17 protein-coding genes and 1 tRNA gene are annotated in these 19,065 nt (G+C 66.6%); 6 read left to right on the forward strand and 12 right to left on the reverse strand.

What is annotated here, in order from left to right:
- Positions 1-16: 16 nt before the first annotated feature.
- Together argA and DN412_RS08850 are read left to right on the forward strand one after the other, a co-directional pair.
- Entirely contained in the window at positions 17-1,474 is a 1,458-nt protein-coding gene (gene argA, locus DN412_RS08845; RefSeq protein ID WP_115014147.1) for an amino-acid N-acetyltransferase, read from the forward strand.
- Positions 1,475-1,572: 98 nt separating this feature from the next.
- On the forward strand, positions 1,573-1,845 hold the full coding sequence (locus DN412_RS08850; RefSeq protein ID WP_010809445.1) for an oxidative damage protection protein: 273 nt from the start codon (positions 1,573-1,575) through the stop codon (positions 1,843-1,845).
- Positions 1,846-1,915: 70 nt separating this feature from the next.
- On the opposite strand, the gene rpiA is transcribed toward DN412_RS08850, so the two are convergent.
- Positions 1,916-2,602: a ribose-5-phosphate isomerase RpiA gene (gene rpiA / locus DN412_RS08855; protein WP_115014148.1), complete on the reverse strand. Its 687-nt coding sequence runs from the start codon at positions 2,600-2,602 to the stop codon at positions 1,916-1,918.
- A gap of 167 nt (positions 2,603-2,769) precedes the next feature.
- On the opposite strand from rpiA, the gene tal reads away from it, so the two are divergent.
- Complete coding sequence (gene tal / locus DN412_RS08860) at positions 2,770-3,726, forward strand: transaldolase (protein WP_115014149.1); 957 nt, start codon at positions 2,770-2,772, stop codon at positions 3,724-3,726.
- Positions 3,727-3,760: 34 nt separating this feature from the next.
- Here the strand turns inward: tal and DN412_RS08865 are convergent, their stop codons facing one another.
- The 3 genes from DN412_RS08865 to rnr all read right to left on the reverse strand — a co-directional run bounded on the left by DN412_RS08865 (position 3,761) and on the right by rnr (position 8,004).
- Positions 3,761-4,549 carry an SIR2 family NAD-dependent protein deacylase gene (locus DN412_RS08865; protein ID WP_244222597.1) on the reverse strand — a complete coding sequence of 263 codons (789 nt, stop codon included), beginning with the start codon at positions 4,547-4,549 and terminating at the stop codon, positions 3,761-3,763.
- Positions 4,550-4,553: 4 nt separating this feature from the next.
- Positions 4,554-5,297 (reverse strand): 23S rRNA (guanosine(2251)-2'-O)-methyltransferase RlmB, encoded by a 744-nt coding sequence (gene rlmB, locus DN412_RS08870; RefSeq protein WP_078196813.1) that lies wholly within the window; start codon positions 5,295-5,297, stop codon positions 4,554-4,556.
- 94 nt (positions 5,298-5,391) lie between these two features.
- Positions 5,392-8,004 (reverse strand): ribonuclease R, encoded by a 2,613-nt coding sequence (rnr, locus tag DN412_RS08875; protein ID WP_115014150.1) that lies wholly within the window; start codon positions 8,002-8,004, stop codon positions 5,392-5,394.
- Positions 8,005-8,074: 70 nt separating this feature from the next.
- Between rnr and DN412_RS08880 the strand changes: the two genes are divergently transcribed.
- From DN412_RS08880 to DN412_RS08890, 3 genes are all read left to right on the forward strand, one after another.
- A tRNA-Leu gene (locus DN412_RS08880) sits at positions 8,075-8,161 on the forward strand.
- A gap of 380 nt (positions 8,162-8,541) precedes the next feature.
- Positions 8,542-8,976, forward strand: coding sequence for an Rrf2 family transcriptional regulator (locus DN412_RS08885; RefSeq protein ID WP_115014151.1), 435 nt, complete (start codon positions 8,542-8,544; stop codon positions 8,974-8,976).
- Between the two features lie 65 nt (positions 8,977-9,041).
- On the forward strand, positions 9,042-9,653 hold the full coding sequence (locus DN412_RS08890; RefSeq protein ID WP_115014152.1) for an NAD(P)-dependent oxidoreductase: 612 nt from the start codon (positions 9,042-9,044) through the stop codon (positions 9,651-9,653).
- 12 nt (positions 9,654-9,665) lie between these two features.
- Here the strand turns inward: DN412_RS08890 and DN412_RS08895 are convergent, their stop codons facing one another.
- From DN412_RS08895 to der, 8 genes are all read right to left on the reverse strand, one after another.
- Entirely contained in the window at positions 9,666-10,232 is a 567-nt protein-coding gene (locus DN412_RS08895) for a phosphoribosyltransferase (protein ID WP_078196818.1), read from the reverse strand.
- Between the two features lie 130 nt (positions 10,233-10,362).
- Positions 10,363-11,703, reverse strand: coding sequence for an adenylosuccinate synthase (locus DN412_RS08900; RefSeq protein ID WP_115014153.1), 1,341 nt, complete (start codon positions 11,701-11,703; stop codon positions 10,363-10,365).
- A gap of 97 nt (positions 11,704-11,800) precedes the next feature.
- Positions 11,801-12,952: an ATP phosphoribosyltransferase regulatory subunit gene (locus DN412_RS08905; RefSeq protein WP_115014200.1), complete on the reverse strand. Its 1,152-nt coding sequence runs from the start codon at positions 12,950-12,952 to the stop codon at positions 11,801-11,803.
- A 186-nt stretch (positions 12,953-13,138) separates the two neighbouring features.
- Positions 13,139-14,047: a protease modulator HflC gene (hflC, locus tag DN412_RS08910; protein WP_078196820.1), complete on the reverse strand. Its 909-nt coding sequence runs from the start codon at positions 14,045-14,047 to the stop codon at positions 13,139-13,141.
- Positions 14,048-14,057: 10 nt separating this feature from the next.
- Positions 14,058-15,416: an FtsH protease activity modulator HflK gene (gene hflK, locus DN412_RS08915; RefSeq protein ID WP_115014154.1), complete on the reverse strand. Its 1,359-nt coding sequence runs from the start codon at positions 15,414-15,416 to the stop codon at positions 14,058-14,060.
- 152 nt (positions 15,417-15,568) lie between these two features.
- Positions 15,569-16,831, reverse strand: a complete 1,263-nt coding sequence (gene hflX, locus DN412_RS08920) for a GTPase HflX (RefSeq protein ID WP_078196822.1) — start codon at positions 16,829-16,831, stop codon at positions 15,569-15,571.
- A gap of 234 nt (positions 16,832-17,065) precedes the next feature.
- Positions 17,066-17,305: an RNA chaperone Hfq gene (hfq, locus tag DN412_RS08925; RefSeq protein WP_012353158.1), complete on the reverse strand. Its 240-nt coding sequence runs from the start codon at positions 17,303-17,305 to the stop codon at positions 17,066-17,068.
- Positions 17,306-17,515: 210 nt separating this feature from the next.
- Complete coding sequence (gene der, locus DN412_RS08930; RefSeq protein ID WP_078196823.1) at positions 17,516-18,859, reverse strand: ribosome biogenesis GTPase Der; 1,344 nt, start codon at positions 18,857-18,859, stop codon at positions 17,516-17,518.
- Positions 18,860-19,065 lie beyond the last annotated feature (206 nt).

Raw genomic sequence — 19,065 nt, forward strand, 5'->3', positions numbered from 1 at the left:
GATTATAATCCGCGGGATGAACGCCAGAACCGACGCGCCGCAGACGGCGCCTGCCTCCGCACCCGCCGCCCCCGTGCCGGCGGAGCCGCTCGCCGCGGCTGAACTCCCTTCACCTGCCCCGTCCGCCCCCGAGTCCGCCACGGCGGCCGATCCCGAGCGCAGCGGCCCCGACCACCAGCAGTTCGTCGACTGGCTGCGCATGGTGGCGCCGTATATCCATGCCTTCCGCGGCAAGACCTTCGTGATCGCCTTCGCCGGCGAACTGGTCAAGTCGGGCGTGCTCAATGCGCTGGTCAACGACGTCGCACTGCTGCACGCCATGGGCATGCAGATCGTGCTGGTGCACGGCTCGCGCCCGCAGGTGGAAGAACAGCTGGCGCTGCGCCATGTCGAGTCGCAGTTCGTCGATGGCGTGCGCGTCACCGACAACGCCGCGCTCGAATGCGCCAAGGAAGCCGCCGGCGAGCTGCGCCTGGACATCGAGGCCGCCTTCAGCCAGGGCCTGCCCAATACACCGATGGCGGGCGCCCAGTTGTCGGTGATCTCCGGCAATTTTGTCACCGCGCGCCCGGTCGGCATCGTCAACGGCACCGACTACCAGCACACCGGCCTCGTGCGCAAGATCGACGCCGAATCCGTGCGCATGTCGCTATCGCACGGCAAGGTGGTGCTGCTGTCGCCGCTGGGCTTCTCGCCCACCGGCCAGGCCTTCAACCTGTCGATGGAAGACGTGGGCAGCGCCACGGCCACGGCGCTCAAGGCCGACAAGCTGATCTTCATCACCGAGGTGCCGGGCGTGCCCGACCCGGTCGGCAAGATGATGCAGGAAATGTCGCTGCGCACCGCGGTGGAGCGCCTGCAGAACAACCACCTGCCGCCGGACGTGGCCAACTACCTGCAGCATCTGGTCAAGGCGCTCAAGGGCGGCGTGCCGCGTGCGCACCTGATCCCCTATTCGCTCGACGGCTCGGTGCTGCTCGAACTGTTCCTGCATGACGGCGTCGGCACCATGCTGTCCGACACCGACCTGGAAAGCCTGCGCGAGGCCACGCTCGACGACGTCGGCGGCATCGTGCAGCTGATCGCCCCGCTGGAGCAGGACGGCACGCTGGTGCCGCGCGGCCGCCACCTGATCGAGCGCGATATCGGCAACTTCTCGGTGATCGAGCACGACGGCGTGCTGTTCGGCTGCGCCGCGCTGTACGACTACCCGCGCGAGAACATGGGCGAGATGGCCTGCCTGACGGTCTCGCAGGAAGCCCAGGGCACTGGCGACGGCGAGCGCCTGCTCAAGCGCATCGAACGCCGCGCCCGCGCGCTCGGCCTGGAGCGGCTGTTCGTGCTCACCACCCGGACCGAACACTGGTTCCTCAAGCGCGGTTTCGTCCACGCCACCGTCGACGACCTGCCCGAGGACAAGCGCAAGCTCTACAACTGGCAGCGCAAGTCCATGGTGCTGATGAAAAAACTGTGACACCGTAGGGGCAATCGCCGCCGCGCCGCGGCCGGGCGCCCCGCTTGGCTACAATAGCGCCAGCGCCGAAGCTCAAACGAACATACCAAGGAGTCCCCATGGCCCGCATGGTCCAATGCATCAAGCTGAACAAGGAAGCCGAAGGCCTCGACTTCCCGCCGCTGCCCGGCGAACTGGGCAAGAAGATCTGGCAAAGCGTATCGAAGGAAGCCTGGGCTGGCTGGCTCAAGCACCAGACCATGCTGATCAACGAAAACCGCCTGAACATGGCCGATGCGCGCGCGCGCCAGTACCTGCTCAAGCAGACCGAGAAGTACTTCTTCGGCGAAGGCGCCGACCAGGCCCAGGGCTACGTGCCGCCGCAGTCTTGATCCGGACCGCCGCATGACAAAAGGGGTGCCTCAGGCACCCCTTTCTGCTTTAAGTGGCGGAACGCCCGGCTCAGTAGTCCGTGCGCTGCACGCCGTCGCCAGTGCCCAGCAGCAGCACATCCGCGCCGCGCAGCGCGAACAGGCCCACCGTGACCATGCCCGGCACCTGGTTGACGGTCTGCTCCAGGCCGCGCGGATCGTCGATCTTCAGGCCGACCACGTCCAGGATCACATTGCCGTTGTCGGTCTTGTAGATGCCGCCTTCCTTGGTCATGCGCAGGCGCGGCTGGCCGCCCAGGGCCTGCAGCTTGCGCGCCACCGCGGCACGTGCCATCGGGATCACCTCAACGGGCAGCGGGAAGGTGCCCATGGTCTGGACCAGCTTGCTGCCGTCGGCGATACAGACAAAGCGTTTGGCCACCGAGGCCACGATCTTCTCGCGCGTCAGCGCGCCGCCGCCGCCCTTGATCATGGCGCCGCTGGCGTCGATCTCGTCGGCGCCGTCGACATAGACCGGGATCTCGTCGACTTCGTTCAGGTCCAGCACCTTGAAGCCGTGCTGCTGCAGGCGGCGCGTGGAAGCCTCGGAGCTGGACACCGCACCCGCGAAGCGCTCCTTGAACGCCGCCACGGCGTCAATGAAGAGATTGGCGGTGGAGCCGGTGCCCACGCCGAGCACGGCACCTTCGGGCACTTCCTGCTTGACGTAGTCGGCGGCGGCTTGCGCGACCAGCGCCTTGAGTTCATCCTGAGTCATGACAACAGCCAGATTGCGTTGGAGGAAACGCGTAGTGTAGCGGATTGCGGCGGCAGGTCATGCAGGCGACGGTACAATGGGCCGGACCGGCGTGGCGGGTGCGACCTGTGCGCCCCCTGATGCCCGCGAACGATTTTGCAGACGCTCAAGCAGACGACCAAGCGACCATGAACCAGCTCGAACAACTCAGGCAGTTCACCACGGTGGTGGCCGATACCGGCGACTTCCAGCTGATGAAGCAGTACACCCCGCAGGACGCGACCACCAATCCGTCGCTGATCCTGAAGGCGGTGCAGAAACCCGAATACCGCCACCTGCTGGAGCAGGCCGTGCGCGACCACCACGGCAACGGCGGCATCGATGCGGTGATGGATGCCGTGCTGATCGCCTTCGGCTGCGAGATCCTGGCGATCGTGCCGGGCCGTGTGTCGACCGAGGTCGATGCGCGCCTGTCCTTCGACACCGAGGCCAGCGTGGCCAAGGCGCGCCACCTGATCCAGCTGTACGAGCAGCGCGGCATCGCGCGCGAGCGCGTGCTGATCAAGATCGCCTCCACCTGGGAAGGCATCCGCGCGGCCGAGATCCTGCAGCGCGACGGCATCCGCTGCAATATGACGCTGCTGTTCTCGCTGGTGCAGGCAGTGGCATGCGCCGAGGCCGGCGCGCAGCTGATCTCGCCCTTCGTCGGCCGCATCTTCGACTGGTACAAGAAGCAGGCCGGCGAGCAATGGGACGCAGCCGCCAACGGCGGCGACAACGACCCCGGCGTGCGCTCGGTGCGCCAGATCTACGACTATTACAAGAAGTTCGGCTACCCGACCGAGGTGATGGGCGCCAGCTTCCGCAGCACCGCGCAGATCCTGTCGCTGGCCGGCTGCGACTTGCTGACCATCAGCCCCGAGCTGCTCGAGCAGCTGGCCGCCGGCCAGGGCCCGGTGGCGCACAAGCTGTCGGTGGACCAGGCCCAGGCCGCCAATATCGCCCGCATCGCCGCGGACGAGCCGGCCTTCCGCTGGCAGCTGAACGAAGATGCGATGGCGACTGAAAAGCTGGCCGAAGGCATCCGCCTGTTCGCGGCCGATGCGGTCAAGCTGGAAAAGCTGATCGGCGAGATCGCAAAGTAAGCGCATGTCCGGGCCGCAAGGCCCGGACATGCGCTCAACTGGCTGCCCGAGCCAGTTGCGGCCACAGCAGCGGCAGGCAGGCGCCTGCCGCTGCGGACAACACAATATCCGCGGTCTGGTCCAGCGCCGAGGGCTGCGGATTGACCACGATCACCGGCGCGCCATGCTCGCGCGCCACGCCCGGCAATCCCGCCGCCGGATACACCAGCCCCGAGGTGCCGACCACCAGGCACAGGTCGCAGGTCTGCGCCGCATGCTCGGCGCGGTAGCGCGCCACGCGCGGCAGGTCCTCGCCGAACCACACCACGCCCGGACGCATCAACGCGCCGCACAGGTTGCAGCGCGGCGGCATGCCCGGCAGCGCGGTAGCCTCGCTGCAGCGTCCGCACCCATCCAGCCATTTGTTGGCGAACAGGTTGCCATGCAGTTCGATCACGCCCTCGTTGCCGGCCCGCTGGTGCAGGCCGTCAACGTTCTGCGTGACCAGCGTGACCGGCTTCTGCGCGGCCAGCGCCACCAGCGCATGGTGCGCCGGGTTGGGACCCACGGCCGCGACCAGCTCGCGCCGGTGCAGGTACCACTCCCAGACCAGCGCCGGCTGGCGGCGGTAGGCGTCCTCGCTGGCAAGCTCTTCCGGGTCGAACTGTTCCCACAGCCCGGTCATCGCGTCGCGGAAGGTCGGCACGCCGGACTCGGCGGAAATGCCGGCGCCGGTCAGCACGAAGATATTGCTGGCGGCAGAGATCAGCCGGCGCACCTCCTCAAGCCCGGGCAACGCAGAAACACGGGAATCGCCGTTCGGCTCAGCGGAATCACCGGCCATAGGCTTATCGCGGCAGGCGCCGCTGGCGCACGGCCTCATACAGGCATACGCCGCTGGCCACCGAGACGTTGAGGCTTTCCACGCCGCCCGCCATCGGAATGCCGACCAGCTCATCGCAGGTCTCGCGCGTCAGGCGGCGCATGCCCTCGCCTTCGGCGCCCATCACGATCGCGGTCGGGCCCTTGAAGTCCATGTCATACAGCGACTTCTCGGTGCCGTCGGCGGTGCCGATGACCCAGATGCCGCGTTCCTGCAGTTCACGCAGGGTGCGGGCCAGGTTGGTCACGGTGATATACGGCACGGTCTCGGCGGCGCCGCTGGCGACCTTGGCCACCGTGGCATTGAGGCCGACGCTGCGGTCCTTGGGGGCGATCACGGCATGCGCGCCGGCACCGTCGGCCACGCGCAGGCAGGCGCCCAGGTTGTGCGGGTCGGTGACGCCGTCCAGCACCAGCAGCAGCGGCGTGCCTTCGATGCCATCGAGCAGTTCATCCAGGTTCAGCGCCAGTGCCACGTCTTCGGCACGTGCCACCACGCCCTGATGGCGGTCGGTGCCGGCCATGCCGCGCAGGCGCTCGGCATCGACCGGATGCAAGCGCACGCCCAGGCTTTCGGCCAGGCGCACGAAGTCCTGCATGCGCCGGTCGCGGCGTGCGGATTCGATATAGATATCGGTCACGCCCTTGGCATCTTGGCGCAGGCGTGCGGTGACGGCGTGAAAGCCGATCAGGAGTTTGTTTTTAGCCATGGCGCGATTGTACTCGCCCCCGCCCCCAAACCCGCCGCCGCGCGCGAGGGCGCGGCGATGGGCATGGCGGCGGCCATGGCGGCCGCCGCAGGCTTCAGCGCTTGCGCGGAGTGCGCGGGGTACGCGGGCTCTTGGCCGGCGTCTTGCCCGCCGGCTTGGCCTGGCGCGACTTGGAGGCCGGCTTGTGCGGCTTCTCCAGGTGCGAAGGCTTGGGCTTGGCCGCGTGCTTGGCCGGCTTGCCGCCGGTCTTCACATGCGGCCTGAGCGGCGTGATCACGGCCTCGAACACCGGCTGCTCTTCGATCACGCGGTCCAGCGTCTCGTCGAACGACTCTTCCGGCTTGGACGAGCCGCCCAGCAACGCAGCCAGCTGGCGACCCTTCTTGCGCGCCGGCACCGCATGGGCGGCGGGCACGCGCGGCTGGGCCTCGGTGCCGCCCGCGCGGGCACGCAGGGTCTTCGCCGACGGTTCCTGCACCAGGCGGAAGTCGATCTTGCGCGCATCCAGGTCCACGCGCGACACCTGCACGCGCACGCGGTCGGTCAGCCGGTAGCGGATGCCGGTGCGTTCGCCGCGCAGTTCGTTGCGGGCCTCGTCGTACTGGAAGTAGTCGCTGCCCAGCTCGGTCACGTGGACCAGGCCTTCCACATACAGTTCGTCGAGCTGCACGAAGATGCCGAACGAGGTCACGGCGCTGATGGTGCCGGCGAAGTCGCTGCCCAGCTTGTCGCGCATGAAGTAGCACTTGAGCCAGGCCTCAACATCGCGCGAAGCCTCGTCGGCGCGGCGCTCGTTGGCCGAGCAGTGCAGGCCGAGCTCGTCCCAGATGGCCTCGTTGCGCTTGGCGCGGGCCGCGGTCAGCTCTGCCTTCTGCTCGGCATCCCTGGCCTGCAGCTTGCGCGCCTTGGGCGAGATCGCCGTGTTCAGCTCGGTGCCGTGCGCGAAGGCCGGCTGGTACTTGGTATGCGCCAGCACCGCCTTGATCGCGCGGTGCACCAGCAGGTCGGGGTAGCGGCGGATCGGGCTGGTGAAGTGCGCGTAGGCCTCGTACGCCAGGCCGAAGTGGCCGATATTGTCCGGGCTGTACACCGCCTGCTGCATCGAGCGCAGCAGCATGGTCTGCAGCATCGGCGCATCCGGGCGGGACTTGATCTTGTCCATCACCTCGGCGTAGTCCGAGGCCTGCGGCTTGTCGCCACCGCCCAGCGACAGGCCGGCGGTGCGCAGGAACTCGCGCAGGTTCTTCAGCTTCTCTTCGCTGGGGCCCGCGTGGATGCGGTACAGCGCCGGGTGCTTGAAGCGCTCGAGGAAGTCGGCCGCGCACACGTTGGCGGTCAGCATGCACTCCTCGATCAGCCGGTGCGCGTCGTTGCGCGTGCGCGGCAGGATCTGCTCGATCTTGCCCTGCGCATTGCAGACGATATAGGTCTCGGTGGTGTCGAAGTCGATCGCGCCGCGCGCGCGCCGCGCCTTGAGCAGAACCTGGAACAGCTCGTACAGGTTCTGCAGGTGCGGCACCAGCTCGCCGCGCTTGTGCGCCTCGGGACCCTTGGTGTTGGACAGCACCGACCAGACCTCGTTGTAGGTCAGGCGCGCCGTCGAATGCATCACGGCCGGGTAGAACTGGTAGCCCTTGAGCTCGCCCTTGGCGGTGATCACGGCATCGCACACCATGCACAGCCGGTCCACGTGCGGATTGAGCGAGCACAGCCCGTTGGACAGCTTCTCCGGCAGCATCGGGATCACGCGGCGCGGAAAGTAGACCGAAGTGGCCCGGTCCAGCGCATCCGCATCCAGCGGCGTGCCCGGACGCACGTAGTGCGACACGTCGGCGATCGCCACGATCAGGCGCCAGCCCTTGGCGCGGCCGATCTTGACCGGCTCGCAATAGACCGCGTCGTCGAAGTCGCGCGCGTCTTCGCCGTCGATGGTCACCAGCGGGATGTCGCGCAGGTCGATGCGGTGGTCCAGGTCGGCCTGGCGCACCTCGTCGGGCAGCCCGGAGGCTTCCTGGGCGGCGGCCGGCGAGAACGCATGCGGCACGCCGTACTTGCGCACGGCGATCTCGATCTCCATGCCGGGATCGTCGATATCGCCCAGCACCTCGACCACGCGGCCCACCGGCTGCGCGTAGCGGTCGGGGTACTCGATCAGCTCGACGCTGACCACCTGCCCCACCCGTGCCTTGCCCTGCGCCTTGGGCGGGATCAGGATGTCCTGGCTGATGCGCTTGTCTTCGGGCGCCACCACCAGCACGCCGCCCTCGCTGAGCAGCCGGCCGATGACATAGCGGTTGGCGCGCTCGATGATCTCGACGATCTGCCCTTCGGGGCGCCCGCGCCGGTCGTAGCCCATCACGCGCACCTGCGCGCGGTCGTTGTGCATGGCCTTCTGCAGCTCGCGCTCGGGCAGGAAGATATCGTCCTCGCCGTCGTCGCGGATCAGGAAGCCGAAGCCGTCGCGGTGGCCCTGCACCCGGCCGGTGACGAAGTTGGGCTGATGGGCCAGCTCATAGCGGCCCTTGCGGTTCAGCTCGATCTGGCCGTCGCGTTCCATGGCCGCCAGGCGCTTCTGGAAACCGTCATGCTCCTTGCGCGTGACGGAGAGAGCCTTGGCGATATCGCCGGCCGACTGGGGGGATCCCGACGTTCTCAGCACGCCCAGGATTTCTTCCCGGCTGGGGATCGGATAGTTGTTCTGATTCAATTTTTTCTGGAAACTATTTGACAAAATTCTCGCGCTCTCTATAATGAGCGCTTCGGTTGTTTCGACACCTGCCCAGGTGGCGGAATTGGTAGACGCACTAGGTTCAGGTCCTAGCGGTGGCAACACTGTGGAGGTTCGAGTCCTCTCCTGGGCACCAGATCAACGGAAAACCCGCAGCGCTTTCAAGCCCTGCGGGTTTTTTGTTTTTGACGCCTGTTTCGCGCATCAGATCCGGCAACTTGCACTCCTTGCTTGGCGGCCTTGCCGCGATGTCTTAACTGCGAGCGTACGGGTTTTTTCCCGTCCGTGAAACTGCGCACCGTACCCCGCGCGGCAGCCGAACCATAAGGGTACGGCAATGTCGAGGAGTGTAACAGCTTCAGTGGCGATTCCGGCATTCCACCGGCCACTCGCGGCCACTTCAGCGTATCACTGACTCCCCTTCCTGCGTTCCTGCCTCATGCCCCTTGCTTGACAAGCGCGCCGATGTGTAACTATCATGGTTTCACATTGACCCTGACGTCCTGAGTCCAAGCAGTGAGCACAAGCAGCCGGTTCGCCGTGGCGGTTCACATCCTTACCCTGCTCGCCAGTTCGGCGCAGCCGGTGCCATCGTCGCTGATCGCCGGCAGCGTTGGCACCAACCCGGCGCTGATCCGGCGGCTGGTGAGCCAGCTGGCCGAGGCCGGCCTGGTGGCGACCACCATGGGCAGTACCGGCGGCGCCACGCTGGCTCGCCCGGCCGCCTCGATCACCCTGCTGAACGTGTTCCGCGTGGTCGAGACTACCGCGCTGATCACGCTGCACCAGAGCGCGCCCAATCCGGCGTGCCTGGTGGGGCGCGAGATCACCGGCGCGCTGCGCAAGGTCGCTGACCGTGCGCAGGCGGCCATGGACGATACCCTTGCCGGCATCACCATCGCCAGCATGCTCGCCGATATCGAAGGCAGCAACCAGCGCCGCAAGCGCTGATTTTTTTATCCCGATATGTAACCACATTGGTTTCATATCAACCCGACCCGAAACAAGGAGTGACCATGAAGATCGCAATCATCGGCGCCACCGGCCGCGTTGGCATGCGCCTGACCGACGAAGCCCTGCGCCGCGGCCACCAGGTGACCGCCATTGCGCGCCAGGCCAGCAAACTGCCCGCACGCGCGGGCGTGACGAGCAAAGACGTGGATGCGACCGACAGCGCCGCACTGGCCGCGGCCCTGGCCGGCAACGACGTCGTCATCAGCAGCGCGCGCTTTGCGCAGCTGAACGCGCAGCAGGTGACCTCGGCCGTACGCCAGGCCGGCGTGCCGCGCCTGCTGGTGGTGGGTGGTGCCGGCAGCCTCTATGTCGCACCGGGCGTGCAACTCGTCGATACCCCCAACTTCCCCGAAGCCTACAAGCCCGAGGCGCTCGCGGGCCGGGATTTCCTGGACGCGCTGCGCGGGGAACAACAGATCGACTGGACCTTCCTGTCGCCATCGGCGCTGTTCGAGCCGGGCGAGCGCACCGGCAAGTTCCGCATTGGCGAGGAAACCCTGCTGAGCGACGCAGCCGGCAAGAGCTGGATTTCGATGGAAGACTACGCCATCGCGATGCTCGACGAGATCGAGAAGCCGGCGCATTCACGCCAGCGTTTTACGGTCGGCTACTAAGCCGCAAGCGCGTCAGGCCTGCGCGCCGTCGTCCTGGGCGGCGCGCTTGCCGCGCTTGAGCCAGGCGGCCAGGTTGTGCGGACGCAGCGTGTCGTACTCTTCGAACGGCTGGTGAATCCAGGGGTTCGAGGGCAGGAAGGTCACGTGGTAGTCCGGCTCGACCTTCGAGCACGCCTTGTACCACAGCACCGCAGAACGCACCTCGGTCACGGCCGGATAGCGTTCCTTCAGGTGGCGACCCACGCGCTCCAGCGTGATGCCCGAATCCACCAGGTCGTCGACCAGCAGTACCCGGCCGGTCAGCTCGCCGCGGGTCATGGTGATGTACTGCGCGATGTCCAGGTTGCCCTGCTGCGTGCCCGCGGCCTCGCGGTAGCTGCTGGTGGCCAGGATGGCCAGCGGCACGTCGAAGATGCGCGACATCTGGTCGCCCACGCGCAGCCCGCCGCGCGCCAGGCACAGGATCTTGTCGAACTTCCAGCCCGACTCATGCACGTTCAGCGACAGGCGCGCGATCAGGCGATGGTATTCATCCCAGGAGACCCACAGGTTCTCGTCATCGTTCGTTGGCAGGTTCATCGTTTTACTCTTTGTATCGTCGGGTCGGTTGACCGATATGGCTCGGCCCGCTTGCGCGGGCCGATTATTTATTTCTGGCGGGCCGCAGCGCTCGTGGCGCCGCAGCCTTTAAGGCGTGCTTTGCCGCAGGTCAGGCCTTGTACGGGTGACGCAGCATGATAGTCTCGTCGCGGTCCGGGCCGGTCGAGATCATGTCGATCGGAATGCCGACCACTTCTTCCACGCGCTTCAGGTAGACGCGGGCCTGCTCGGGCAGCGCGTCCCACGCCTTCACACCGAAGGTCGACTCGTTCCAGCCGGGGAATTCCTCGTAGACCGGCACGCAGCGCGCCACAGCGTCGGAGCCGCGCGGCAGGATATCGACGGTCTTGCCGTCCAGTTCGTAGCCCACGCACAGCTTGATGCTTTCCAGGCCGTCCAGCACGTCCAGCTTGGTCATGCACAGGCCCGACACGCCGTTGATCTGCACCGAACGCTTGAGCGCGGCGGCATCGAGCCAGCCGGTGCGGCGCGGACGGCCGGTGACCGAGCCGAATTCCTTGCCGACGTTGGCCAGGCGCACGCCGACCGGATCCTGGCGCGACGGGTTGTCGTTGTCGTACAGCTCGCTCGGGAACGGACCGGCGCCCACGCGGGTGCAGTAAGCCTTGGTGATGCCCAGGATGTAGTTCAGGCGGCCCGGGCCAACGCCCGCGCCGGCTGCGGCCGCACCGGCCACGCAGTTGCTGGAGGTCACGAACGGATAGGTGCCGTGATCCACGTCCAGCAGCGTGCCTTGCGCGCCTTCGAACATCAGGTTGCCGCCGGCGGCGTTGACCGCGTACAGCTCGGCCGACACGTCGGCCACCATCGGCGCCAGGCGCGGCGCATAGGCCAGCGCTTCGTCCAGGGTCCGCTGGAAGTCCACGGCTTCGGCACCCAGGTACTGGGTCAGCATGAAGTTGTGGTAATCCAGGTTCTCGCGCAGGCGCTCGGCGAACTGCTGCGGATCGAACAGGTCCTGCACGCGCAGCGCGCGGCGGGCCACCTTGTCTTCGTAGGCCGGGCCGATGCCGCGGCCAGTGGTGCCGATCTTGGCGGCGCCACGGCGGGCTTCACGCGCCTTGTCGATGGCAACGTGGTACGGCAGGATCAGCGTGGCGGCCTCGGAAATGCGCAGGCGGCTCTGCACCTGCAGGCCGGCGCCTTCGAGTTCTTCGATTTCACGGAACAAAGCTTCGGGCGACAGCACCACACCGTTGCCGATGTAGCAGATCGTGCCTTCGCGCATGATGCCCGAGGGGATCAGCCGGAGAATGGTCTTCTTGCCACCGATGATCAGCGTGTGGCCAGCGTTGTGGCCACCCTGGAACCGCACCACGCCCTTTGCATGATCGGTAAGCCAATCGACGATTTTTCCTTTGCCTTCGTCACCCCACTGGGTGCCGATCACGACGACATTGCGTCCCTGGCCTACTGCGGATGCGCACATATTGCTTTGGTCAATAGGTTAAAAACGTATTCTACTCTTGTTGCCGGGCATTCCGACTTGCAGGCGCCGATTTTTGGGCGGGCCCGATGCGCAAGCGTCAGCGCGGCACCACTGCCCAGCCGGCGTCCTGGCGTACCAACTGCCGGTCGCAGTTGAATTCATCGAGCTCGTGGGTGTGGCCGGGCAGCGACTGGATCACGATCTCGCCAGCCGCGCGCAGCGCGGAAATAGCGGCCCGAAGTGCCGGGTCCGCGTCCCACGGCGCAAAGATGGCCAGGGCGCGCACCTCGATGGGTGACAGTGCCGCCACTTCACGCAGGTCCAGCGAGAAACCGGTCGCCGGACGGGCACGGCCGAACGCCTCGCCCACCTTGTCATACCGGCCGCCACGCGCCACGTAGTTGGGCAGGCCCGCAACATAGGCCGCGAACATCACGCCGCTGTGATAGTGGTAACCGCGCAAATCCGACAGGTCGATATTCACGCTGGCGCCGCGCACCTGCACCGCCAGGGCCGCCAGCTCATCCAGCGCGCGGCCGATGGCCGGGCTGGCCGGCAGCGTCGAGCGCGCGCGCTCGATCACGTCGACGCCGCCGTACAGCGTCGGCAGCGCCAGCAGGGCATCGCGCTCGGTCTGCGGCATGCCCACGGTCAGCTCGCGCAGCGCCGGCACGTCCTTGGTTTCCAGCGCGGCAAAGAGCGCGTCCTCGATCTTGCGGATCGACGGCAGGCCTGCCAGCAGCGCCTCGAGAATGCCGGCATGGCACAGGTCGATGCGGATCTCCGACAGCCCCGCCGCCTGCAGCGCGGCCAGCATCAGCTCCTGGATCTCGACGTCGGCTTCCAGGCCGGCATGGCCATAGATCTCGGCGCCGATCTGGATCGGCTCGCGCGTGGCGTGGAAACCCGCCGGGCGCGCATGCAGCACGTTGCCGGCGTAGCACAGGCGGGTCACGCCCGGGCGGTTCAGCAGGTGGGCATCGATGCGCGCGACCTGCGGCGTGATATCGGCGCGCAGGCCCATGGTGCGGCCCGACAACTGGTCCACCAGCTTGAGCGTGCGCAGGTCCAGGTCATGGCCGGTGCCGGTCAGCAGCGACTCCAGGTATTCCAGCATCGGCGGCATCACCAGCTCGTAGCCGTAGGTGCGGAACAGGTCGAGCATGCGGCGGCGCAGTTCTTCGATCTTGCGCGCTTCCGACGGCAGCACGTCGGCAATGTTTTCTGGCAGCAGCCAATGATTGGACATGGTGAATCTCTTCTCGGTCATTCGGTTGCCCGCGGGCGCAGGGCCTGCAGGTGCCGGGCCTTGCCCGGAAACTCAATGTTGCGGACGCCACGCGCCCGCGCCATCACTCGGCGATGATGGCTCCAGCCGGACAAAACCCCGGCAAGCCGGGGTTTCGTCAATTCGCCACACGGACAAGCGGCGGTGCTAGCGCTTGCCTCCGGAGCCGCCCGGGGCCGCCACGGCGGCACCGCCACTGGAGCGCATGTAGCGGAAGAAGTCCGAGTTGGGCTCCAGCACCAGCACGTCGCGCTTGTCGCGGAAGGTGTTGCGGTACGCCTCCATGCTGCGCCAGAACTGCGCGAACTGCGGATCGCGGCCAAACGCCTCGGCATAGATCTGCGACGCCTTGGCATCGCCCTCGCCCTTGATCACCTGGGCGTCGCGATAGGCCTCGGCCAGCACCACTTCACGCTGGCGGTCAGCGTCGGCACGGATCTTCTCGCCCTCGGCGGCGCCGGTGGAGCGCAGCTCGTTGGCCACGCGCTTGCGCTCGGCCTCCATGCGGCGGTACACGGACTCGCTGATCGCGGGCAGCAGGTCGACGCGCTTCAGGCGCACGTCCAGGATCTCGACGCCGACCGACTTGGCGTACTCGCTCATGCCGTTGCGGATGGCCTGCATCACCTGCTCGCGCTCGCCGGCGACCACGTCGGCCACGGTGCGCTTGCCGAACTCTTCGCGCGCCACCGAGTCGATGCGCTGGGTCATGCGGTCCTGCGCGCCGCGCAGGTTACCACCGAAGGCGACAAAGAACTTGCGCGGATCGGTGATGCGCCACTTGACGAACCAGTCCACCACCATGCTTTTCTTCTCGGCGGTCAGGAAACGCTCGTTGGCGGCCGCGTCGATGGTCTGCAGGCGGCGGTCCATGAACACCACGTTCTGGAACGGCGGCGGCAGCTTGAAATGCAGGCCCGGCTCACGTACCACCTGCTTGATCTCGCCGAAGGCGAACACCACGGCGTACTGGCGCTGGTCGACCACGAACAGCATCGACGACACCACGGCCAGCAGGATGAAAAGGCCAATCGCGAAGGAAATCAGTCGGTTCATGACGGTCTCCTCAGCGCGAGTCGCGGTCGCGGTTGCGCAGCGATTCGCGCGAACGGTTGTCCGTCGATGCATCCGGCGTCGGTGCCGGCGTGCTCGCGGCACCCGGCTGGCCCGGTTGCGGCGCGGCGCGGCTATCGGCCTGCCCCATCAGCTTGTCCAGCGGCAGGTAGAGGAGATTGTTGCCCTGGCGCGCGTCCACCAGCACCTTGGTCGAATTGGTGTAGATCTGCTGCATGGTTTCCAGATAAATGCGATCGCGCGTCACCTGCGGCGCCTTGGCGTATTCGGTCTGCACCGAACGGAAGCGCGAGGCATCGCCCTCGGCCTGCGCCACCACGCGCGAGCGATAGGCTTCGGACTCTTCCTTCAGGCGCGCCGCGGTACCCTTGGCGCGCGGGATGACGTCGTTGGCATAGGCCTGGCCTTCGCTGATCGCGCGCTCGCGATCCTGGCTGGCCTTGTTGACGTCGTCGAAAGCGGCCTGCACCTGCTCGGGCGGCTGCACGCTCTGCACGTTGACGGAAATCACGCGGATGCCGGTCTTGTAGGCCGTCAGGATCGCCTGGATCGACTTGGCCAGTTGCTGCGCGATCTGTTCGCGGTTCTCGTACAGCACCGCGTCCATCTTGTTGCGGCCGACGATCTCGCGCACCGAGGTCTCGGCGGCCTGCGTCACCAGCTCTTCATCGCCACCGCGGTCGGTCTTGTTGAAGAACAGGAATTCGGTGGCGTCCTGGATCACGTACTGCACGGTGAAGCGCACGTCGATGATGTTCTCGTCCTGCGTGAGCATCGACGCGTCTTTCAGGTTGCTGTCCTTGATCGACGTGGCGCGCCCCACCTCGACCGAACGCACGGCCGACAGGTTGACGATCTCGGCCGACTGGACCGGCCAGGGCATGCGCCAGTTGATGCCGGGGCCGGTGGTGTACTTGAACTTGCCGAACTGCAGGATCACCGCGGTCTGGCCTTCCTGCACCATGAAGAAGCCGCTGGCCAGCCAGATGCCGACCACGGCCGCCACGATCACACCGGCGCCAACGCCCGAGCCCTTGCCCGGCGTGCGCGGGCCGCTGAAGCCCTGGTTGCCGCCACCGCCGTTTTCCTTGCGGCCAAGCAGGCCGTTCAGGCGGCGGTTGAAGTCGCGCCACAGTTCGTCCAGGTCGGGCGGGCCGCCATCCTGCTGCGGACGCTGGTTCTGCTGGCGGTTATCGTCGCGGCCATCCTTCTTGTCATCGTCCTGACCATCCCGACCCCAACGCGGATCGTTCAGCGAGAAGATGGCGCGCAGGCGCTGCCAGCCCGCGCGCAGCGCGAAGCGGCCGCCTGGTGTCAGGCTCGAATCAGCATTCCGGGGAAACTGGGGCATGAAGTGCACGGGTCCGGGGAAGTTTGTAACAGGGGGATTCTAGCAGTCATCTGCGCCACTTTTGGCCAATTCGCGCAATCCGGGCAGTAATCGCACCGGAATTGGGCAGAACCGCCAGCGAACTTGCGCCGATCCTGCGGCGCACCGCCGGGCTAGGGCCGGCGCGAATCCCCAGCATCGGCGTCGTCGCTGCCGTCAGCCACGCCGCCGTCCTCTGCACGGTCATCCGCGCCGGCATCATCGTACTGTGGCACGTCGCCCAGGCGCGGATCATATGGCAGCGGTTCGGGCGGGCGGGTGGCCAGCCATTGCGCCACCTCGACCACGGCCTCGCGCAGCGAGTCCAGCCCCAGCCCCTCGCGCGCGCTCAGGAACACGCGGGTGGGGACACCGTCCTCGTCGCGCTCGATCAGCGGGCCCTGGTCCATCAGCTCGGGCGCCGCGTCGATCTTGTTCATCACCACGATCTGCGGGATGTCCAGGGCGTTGATTTCCGCCAGCACGCGGTTGACCTGCTCGATCTGCTCGTGGCGCACCGGGCTTGAGGCATCCACCACATGCAGCAACAGGTCGGCATGCACGGTCTCGTCCAGCGTGGCGCGGAACGCCGCCACCAGCTGCGTCGGCAGGTCGCGGATAAAGCCGACCGTGTCGGACAGCACCACGTTGCCCAGCCCGTCCAGGAACAGCCGGCGCGAGGTGGTGTCGAGCGTGGCAAACAGCTGGTCGGCCGCATAGGCGCCAGCCTTGGTCAGCGCGTTGAACAGCGTCGACTTGCCCGCGTTGGTATAGCCCACCAGCGAGATGCTGAGCGTGTCGTTGCGGGCACGCGCGCGCCGCTGCGTGCTGTGCTGGCGCTGCAACCGCGACAGATCGGACTTGAGCCGCTTGGCGCGCTCGTCCAGCATGCGGCGGTCCAGTTCGAGCTGGCGCTCGCCGGGGCCGCCGCGCATGCCGATACCGCCCTTCTGCCGCTCCAGATGGCTCCACGCGCGGACCAGCCGCGATGCGCGGTACTGGACCTGCGCCAGCTCCACCTGCACCTTGCCGACGTGGCTCTGCGCGCGCTGCCCGAAGATATCCAGGATCAGGCCGGTACGGTCGATCACGTGGCGGTTCAGGAATCGTTCCAGGTTGCGCTGCTGCGCCGGGCTCAGGGCGTGGTTGAAGACGACCACGTCAGCGTCCAGCGCGTCGGCGGCTTCCTTCAATTCCTCGGCCTTGCCCGAGCCGATGAACAGCGCCGGGTCCGGCCGCGAGCGGCGGCCCGTCAGCGTATGCACCGGCAGCGAGCCGGCGGTTGAGGTCAGCAGCGCCAGTTCGCTGAGGCTTTCCTGGAAATCATGCTTGCCGAAGTCGACGCCGACAAGGATCGCGCGCGAAGGTGCGGTATTGGAAGTAGCTCTGGGGTCCAAGGGAGGGCGCGAATGCGCTGGGAAATACGGGTTCAGGGGGAAGGCTGGCGGATGTCGGACACTGTCCTGGCCCCTGCCGGGACAGGCCGCCGCATGGTGCGGAACGTGGCGGCAGCGGCGGCTGCACTGGCAACCGCCGGACCGCTCGGCACCGGGCGCATTGGCACACCGGTGCCAGGCATCGAGGCGGCGCCGCCTGGCGCCCGCGCGATGCCCTCGGGCAGATCAGTCAGATCAGGCCTCGGCGGAATCATCCACGCGGAAATTGACCGCGCGCGCCGGAACGACGGTGGAGATCGCATGTTTGTAGACCATCTGCGTCACGGTATTGCGCAGCAGGACGACATACTGGTCGAACGATTCGATATTGCCTTGCAGCTTGATGCCATTGACGAGATAGATGGAAACCGGCACGTGCTCTTTGCGCAGCGCGTTCAGGAACGGGTCTTGTAGCAGTTGCCCTTTGTTGCTCATGGCACACTCCAAATTTATAGGTTTAGTGGTGAATGATGGGGGTGGAAATCCCCGGTTCAAGTCAGTCGGCGCAAAAACGCGCCAGAAAAAAGATCAAAAACGGTACCAAGTTGGCGTCAATGCACAGGGAACCCCCTGCTACCGTGAATTTAGCCGCAGTTCCAAACGAACGCAAACGAAAACTGGCCCCGCAAGGATCCGATTCCGGACTCAATCCTTCGAGTCCGCGTACGGATTTTTGTTCGTGCGAAATTCGATGCGAAGGGGCGTGCCCTTGAGCTTGAATGCCGAACGGAAACGGTTTTCCAGGTAGCGCCGGTAGGTTTCCGCCACGCCCGACAGGGCATTGCCGTGGACCACGATGATGGGCGGGTTCGAGCCGCCCTGGTGCGCGTAGCGCAGCTTCGGGCGCGACGCGCCGACGCGCTTGGGCTGCTGGAACTCCACGGCCTCCTGCAGCACGCGCGTCAGTTGCGGCGTCGGCAGCTTGACCATGGCCGCGGCAAAGGCGTCATCGACGGAACGCATCAGCGCGCCGATACCGGTGCGCTCGCGTGCCGACACAAAATGGAAGTTCGCGAAGCTCAGGAATTGCAGCTTGCGTTCCAGGTCGTGCTTGATGCGGTCGCGGGTATGGCCGTCCAGCCCGTCCCATTTGTTGACGCCCACCACCAGCGCACGGCCCGACTCCACGATAAAGCCGGCGATGTGCGCATCCTGCTCGGAAATATCCTGTTGCGCGTCGAGCAGCAGGATCACCACGTTGGCATCCGCGATCGACTGCAGCGTCTTGACCACCGAGAACTTCTCGATCGCCTCGAACACCTTGCCGCGCCGGCGCAGGCCGGCCGTATCGATCAGCGTATAGGGCTTGCCGCCGCGCTCGAACTCCACGTAGATGGCGTCGCGCGTGGTGCCGGGCATGTCGAACGCGATCACGCGCTCTTCGCCGATCAGGGTGTTGACCAGCGTGGATTTCCCCACATTGGGGCGCCCGACGATGGCGATCTTGACGCCCTTGCCTTCGTCGGATACTTCCTCGGCCAGTTCGGGGCGCTCCTGGACGGCCAGCTCGATGGCTTCGTCGACCAGTTCGCTCACGCCGTCACCGTGGGCAGCGGAGATCGCGTACGGATCGCCCATGCCCAGCTCGTAGAAGTCGGCCGCCACCGAGGTGTACTTCATGCCCTCGGCCTTGTTGACCGCCAGCATGATGCGCCGGCCGGTCTTGCGCAGGTAGTCGGCAATGGCACGGTCCTGCGGCGCCAGGCCGAGGCGGCCGTCGACGATGAAGATCACCACGTCGGCCTCGACCACTGCCTGCTTGGTCTGCTTGGCCATCTCGGCGACGATGCCCTCCTTGACCACCGGCTCGAAGCCGCCGGTATCGATGGCAATGAACGGACGTTCGCCGATGCGTCCTTCCCCGTAATGGCGGTCGCGCGTCAGGCCCGGCAGGTCGGCGACAAGGGCGTCGCGCGAGCGGGTCATGCGGTTGAATAGCGTCGACTTGCCCACATTGGGGCGGCCGACAAGTGCGATAACTGGTTTCATGCAATAAACGGAAACGGGGGCCGGCAATTGCCGCCCCCCGGTAACTCCGGAGTCAATGGGTCCGACGGCAGTCCGCGCCACCTGGGCGCGGACTGCCGCTTGTCCTGTCGGGCGCGGCACCGGGTCAACGGACCCGCTGCAATTGCCGCGCTAAGGATCATGCTACCGGATTCGGCGCTGACCGTACCGACAGGTGTACGGCAGCG

It is taken from the genome of Cupriavidus lacunae (assembly GCF_003353055.1).
In the GTDB taxonomy this organism is placed as follows: Bacteria; Pseudomonadota; Gammaproteobacteria; order Burkholderiales; family Burkholderiaceae; genus Cupriavidus; species Cupriavidus lacunae.

Bases quoted from the DNA above. Each gene is read 5' to 3' on its own strand.
- argA (WP_115014147.1), top strand. From the start codon at position 17: ATGAACGCCAGAACCGACGCGCCGCAGACGGCGCCTGCCTCCGCACCC.
- DN412_RS08850 (WP_010809445.1), top strand. From the start codon at position 1,573: ATGGCCCGCATGGTCCAATGCATCAAGCTGAACAAGGAAGCCGAAGGC.
- rpiA (WP_115014148.1), bottom strand. From the start codon at position 2,602: ATGACTCAGGATGAACTCAAGGCGCTGGTCGCGCAAGCCGCCGCCGAC.
- tal (WP_115014149.1), top strand. From the start codon at position 2,770: ATGAACCAGCTCGAACAACTCAGGCAGTTCACCACGGTGGTGGCCGAT.
- DN412_RS08865 (WP_244222597.1), bottom strand. From the start codon at position 4,549: ATGGCCGGTGATTCCGCTGAGCCGAACGGCGATTCCCGTGTTTCTGCG.
- rlmB (WP_078196813.1), bottom strand. From the start codon at position 5,297: ATGGCTAAAAACAAACTCCTGATCGGCTTTCACGCCGTCACCGCACGC.
- DN412_RS08890 (WP_115014152.1), top strand. From the start codon at position 9,042: ATGAAGATCGCAATCATCGGCGCCACCGGCCGCGTTGGCATGCGCCTG.
- DN412_RS08895 (WP_078196818.1), bottom strand. From the start codon at position 10,232: ATGAACCTGCCAACGAACGATGACGAGAACCTGTGGGTCTCCTGGGAT.
- DN412_RS08900 (WP_115014153.1), bottom strand. From the start codon at position 11,703: ATGTGCGCATCCGCAGTAGGCCAGGGACGCAATGTCGTCGTGATCGGC.
- DN412_RS08905 (WP_115014200.1), bottom strand. From the start codon at position 12,952: ATGTCCAATCATTGGCTGCTGCCAGAAAACATTGCCGACGTGCTGCCG.
- hflC (WP_078196820.1), bottom strand. From the start codon at position 14,047: ATGAACCGACTGATTTCCTTCGCGATTGGCCTTTTCATCCTGCTGGCC.
- hflK (WP_115014154.1), bottom strand. From the start codon at position 15,416: ATGCCCCAGTTTCCCCGGAATGCTGATTCGAGCCTGACACCAGGCGGC.
- hfq (WP_012353158.1), bottom strand. From the start codon at position 17,305: ATGAGCAACAAAGGGCAACTGCTACAAGACCCGTTCCTGAACGCGCTG.
- der (WP_078196823.1), bottom strand. From the start codon at position 18,859: ATGAAACCAGTTATCGCACTTGTCGGCCGCCCCAATGTGGGCAAGTCG.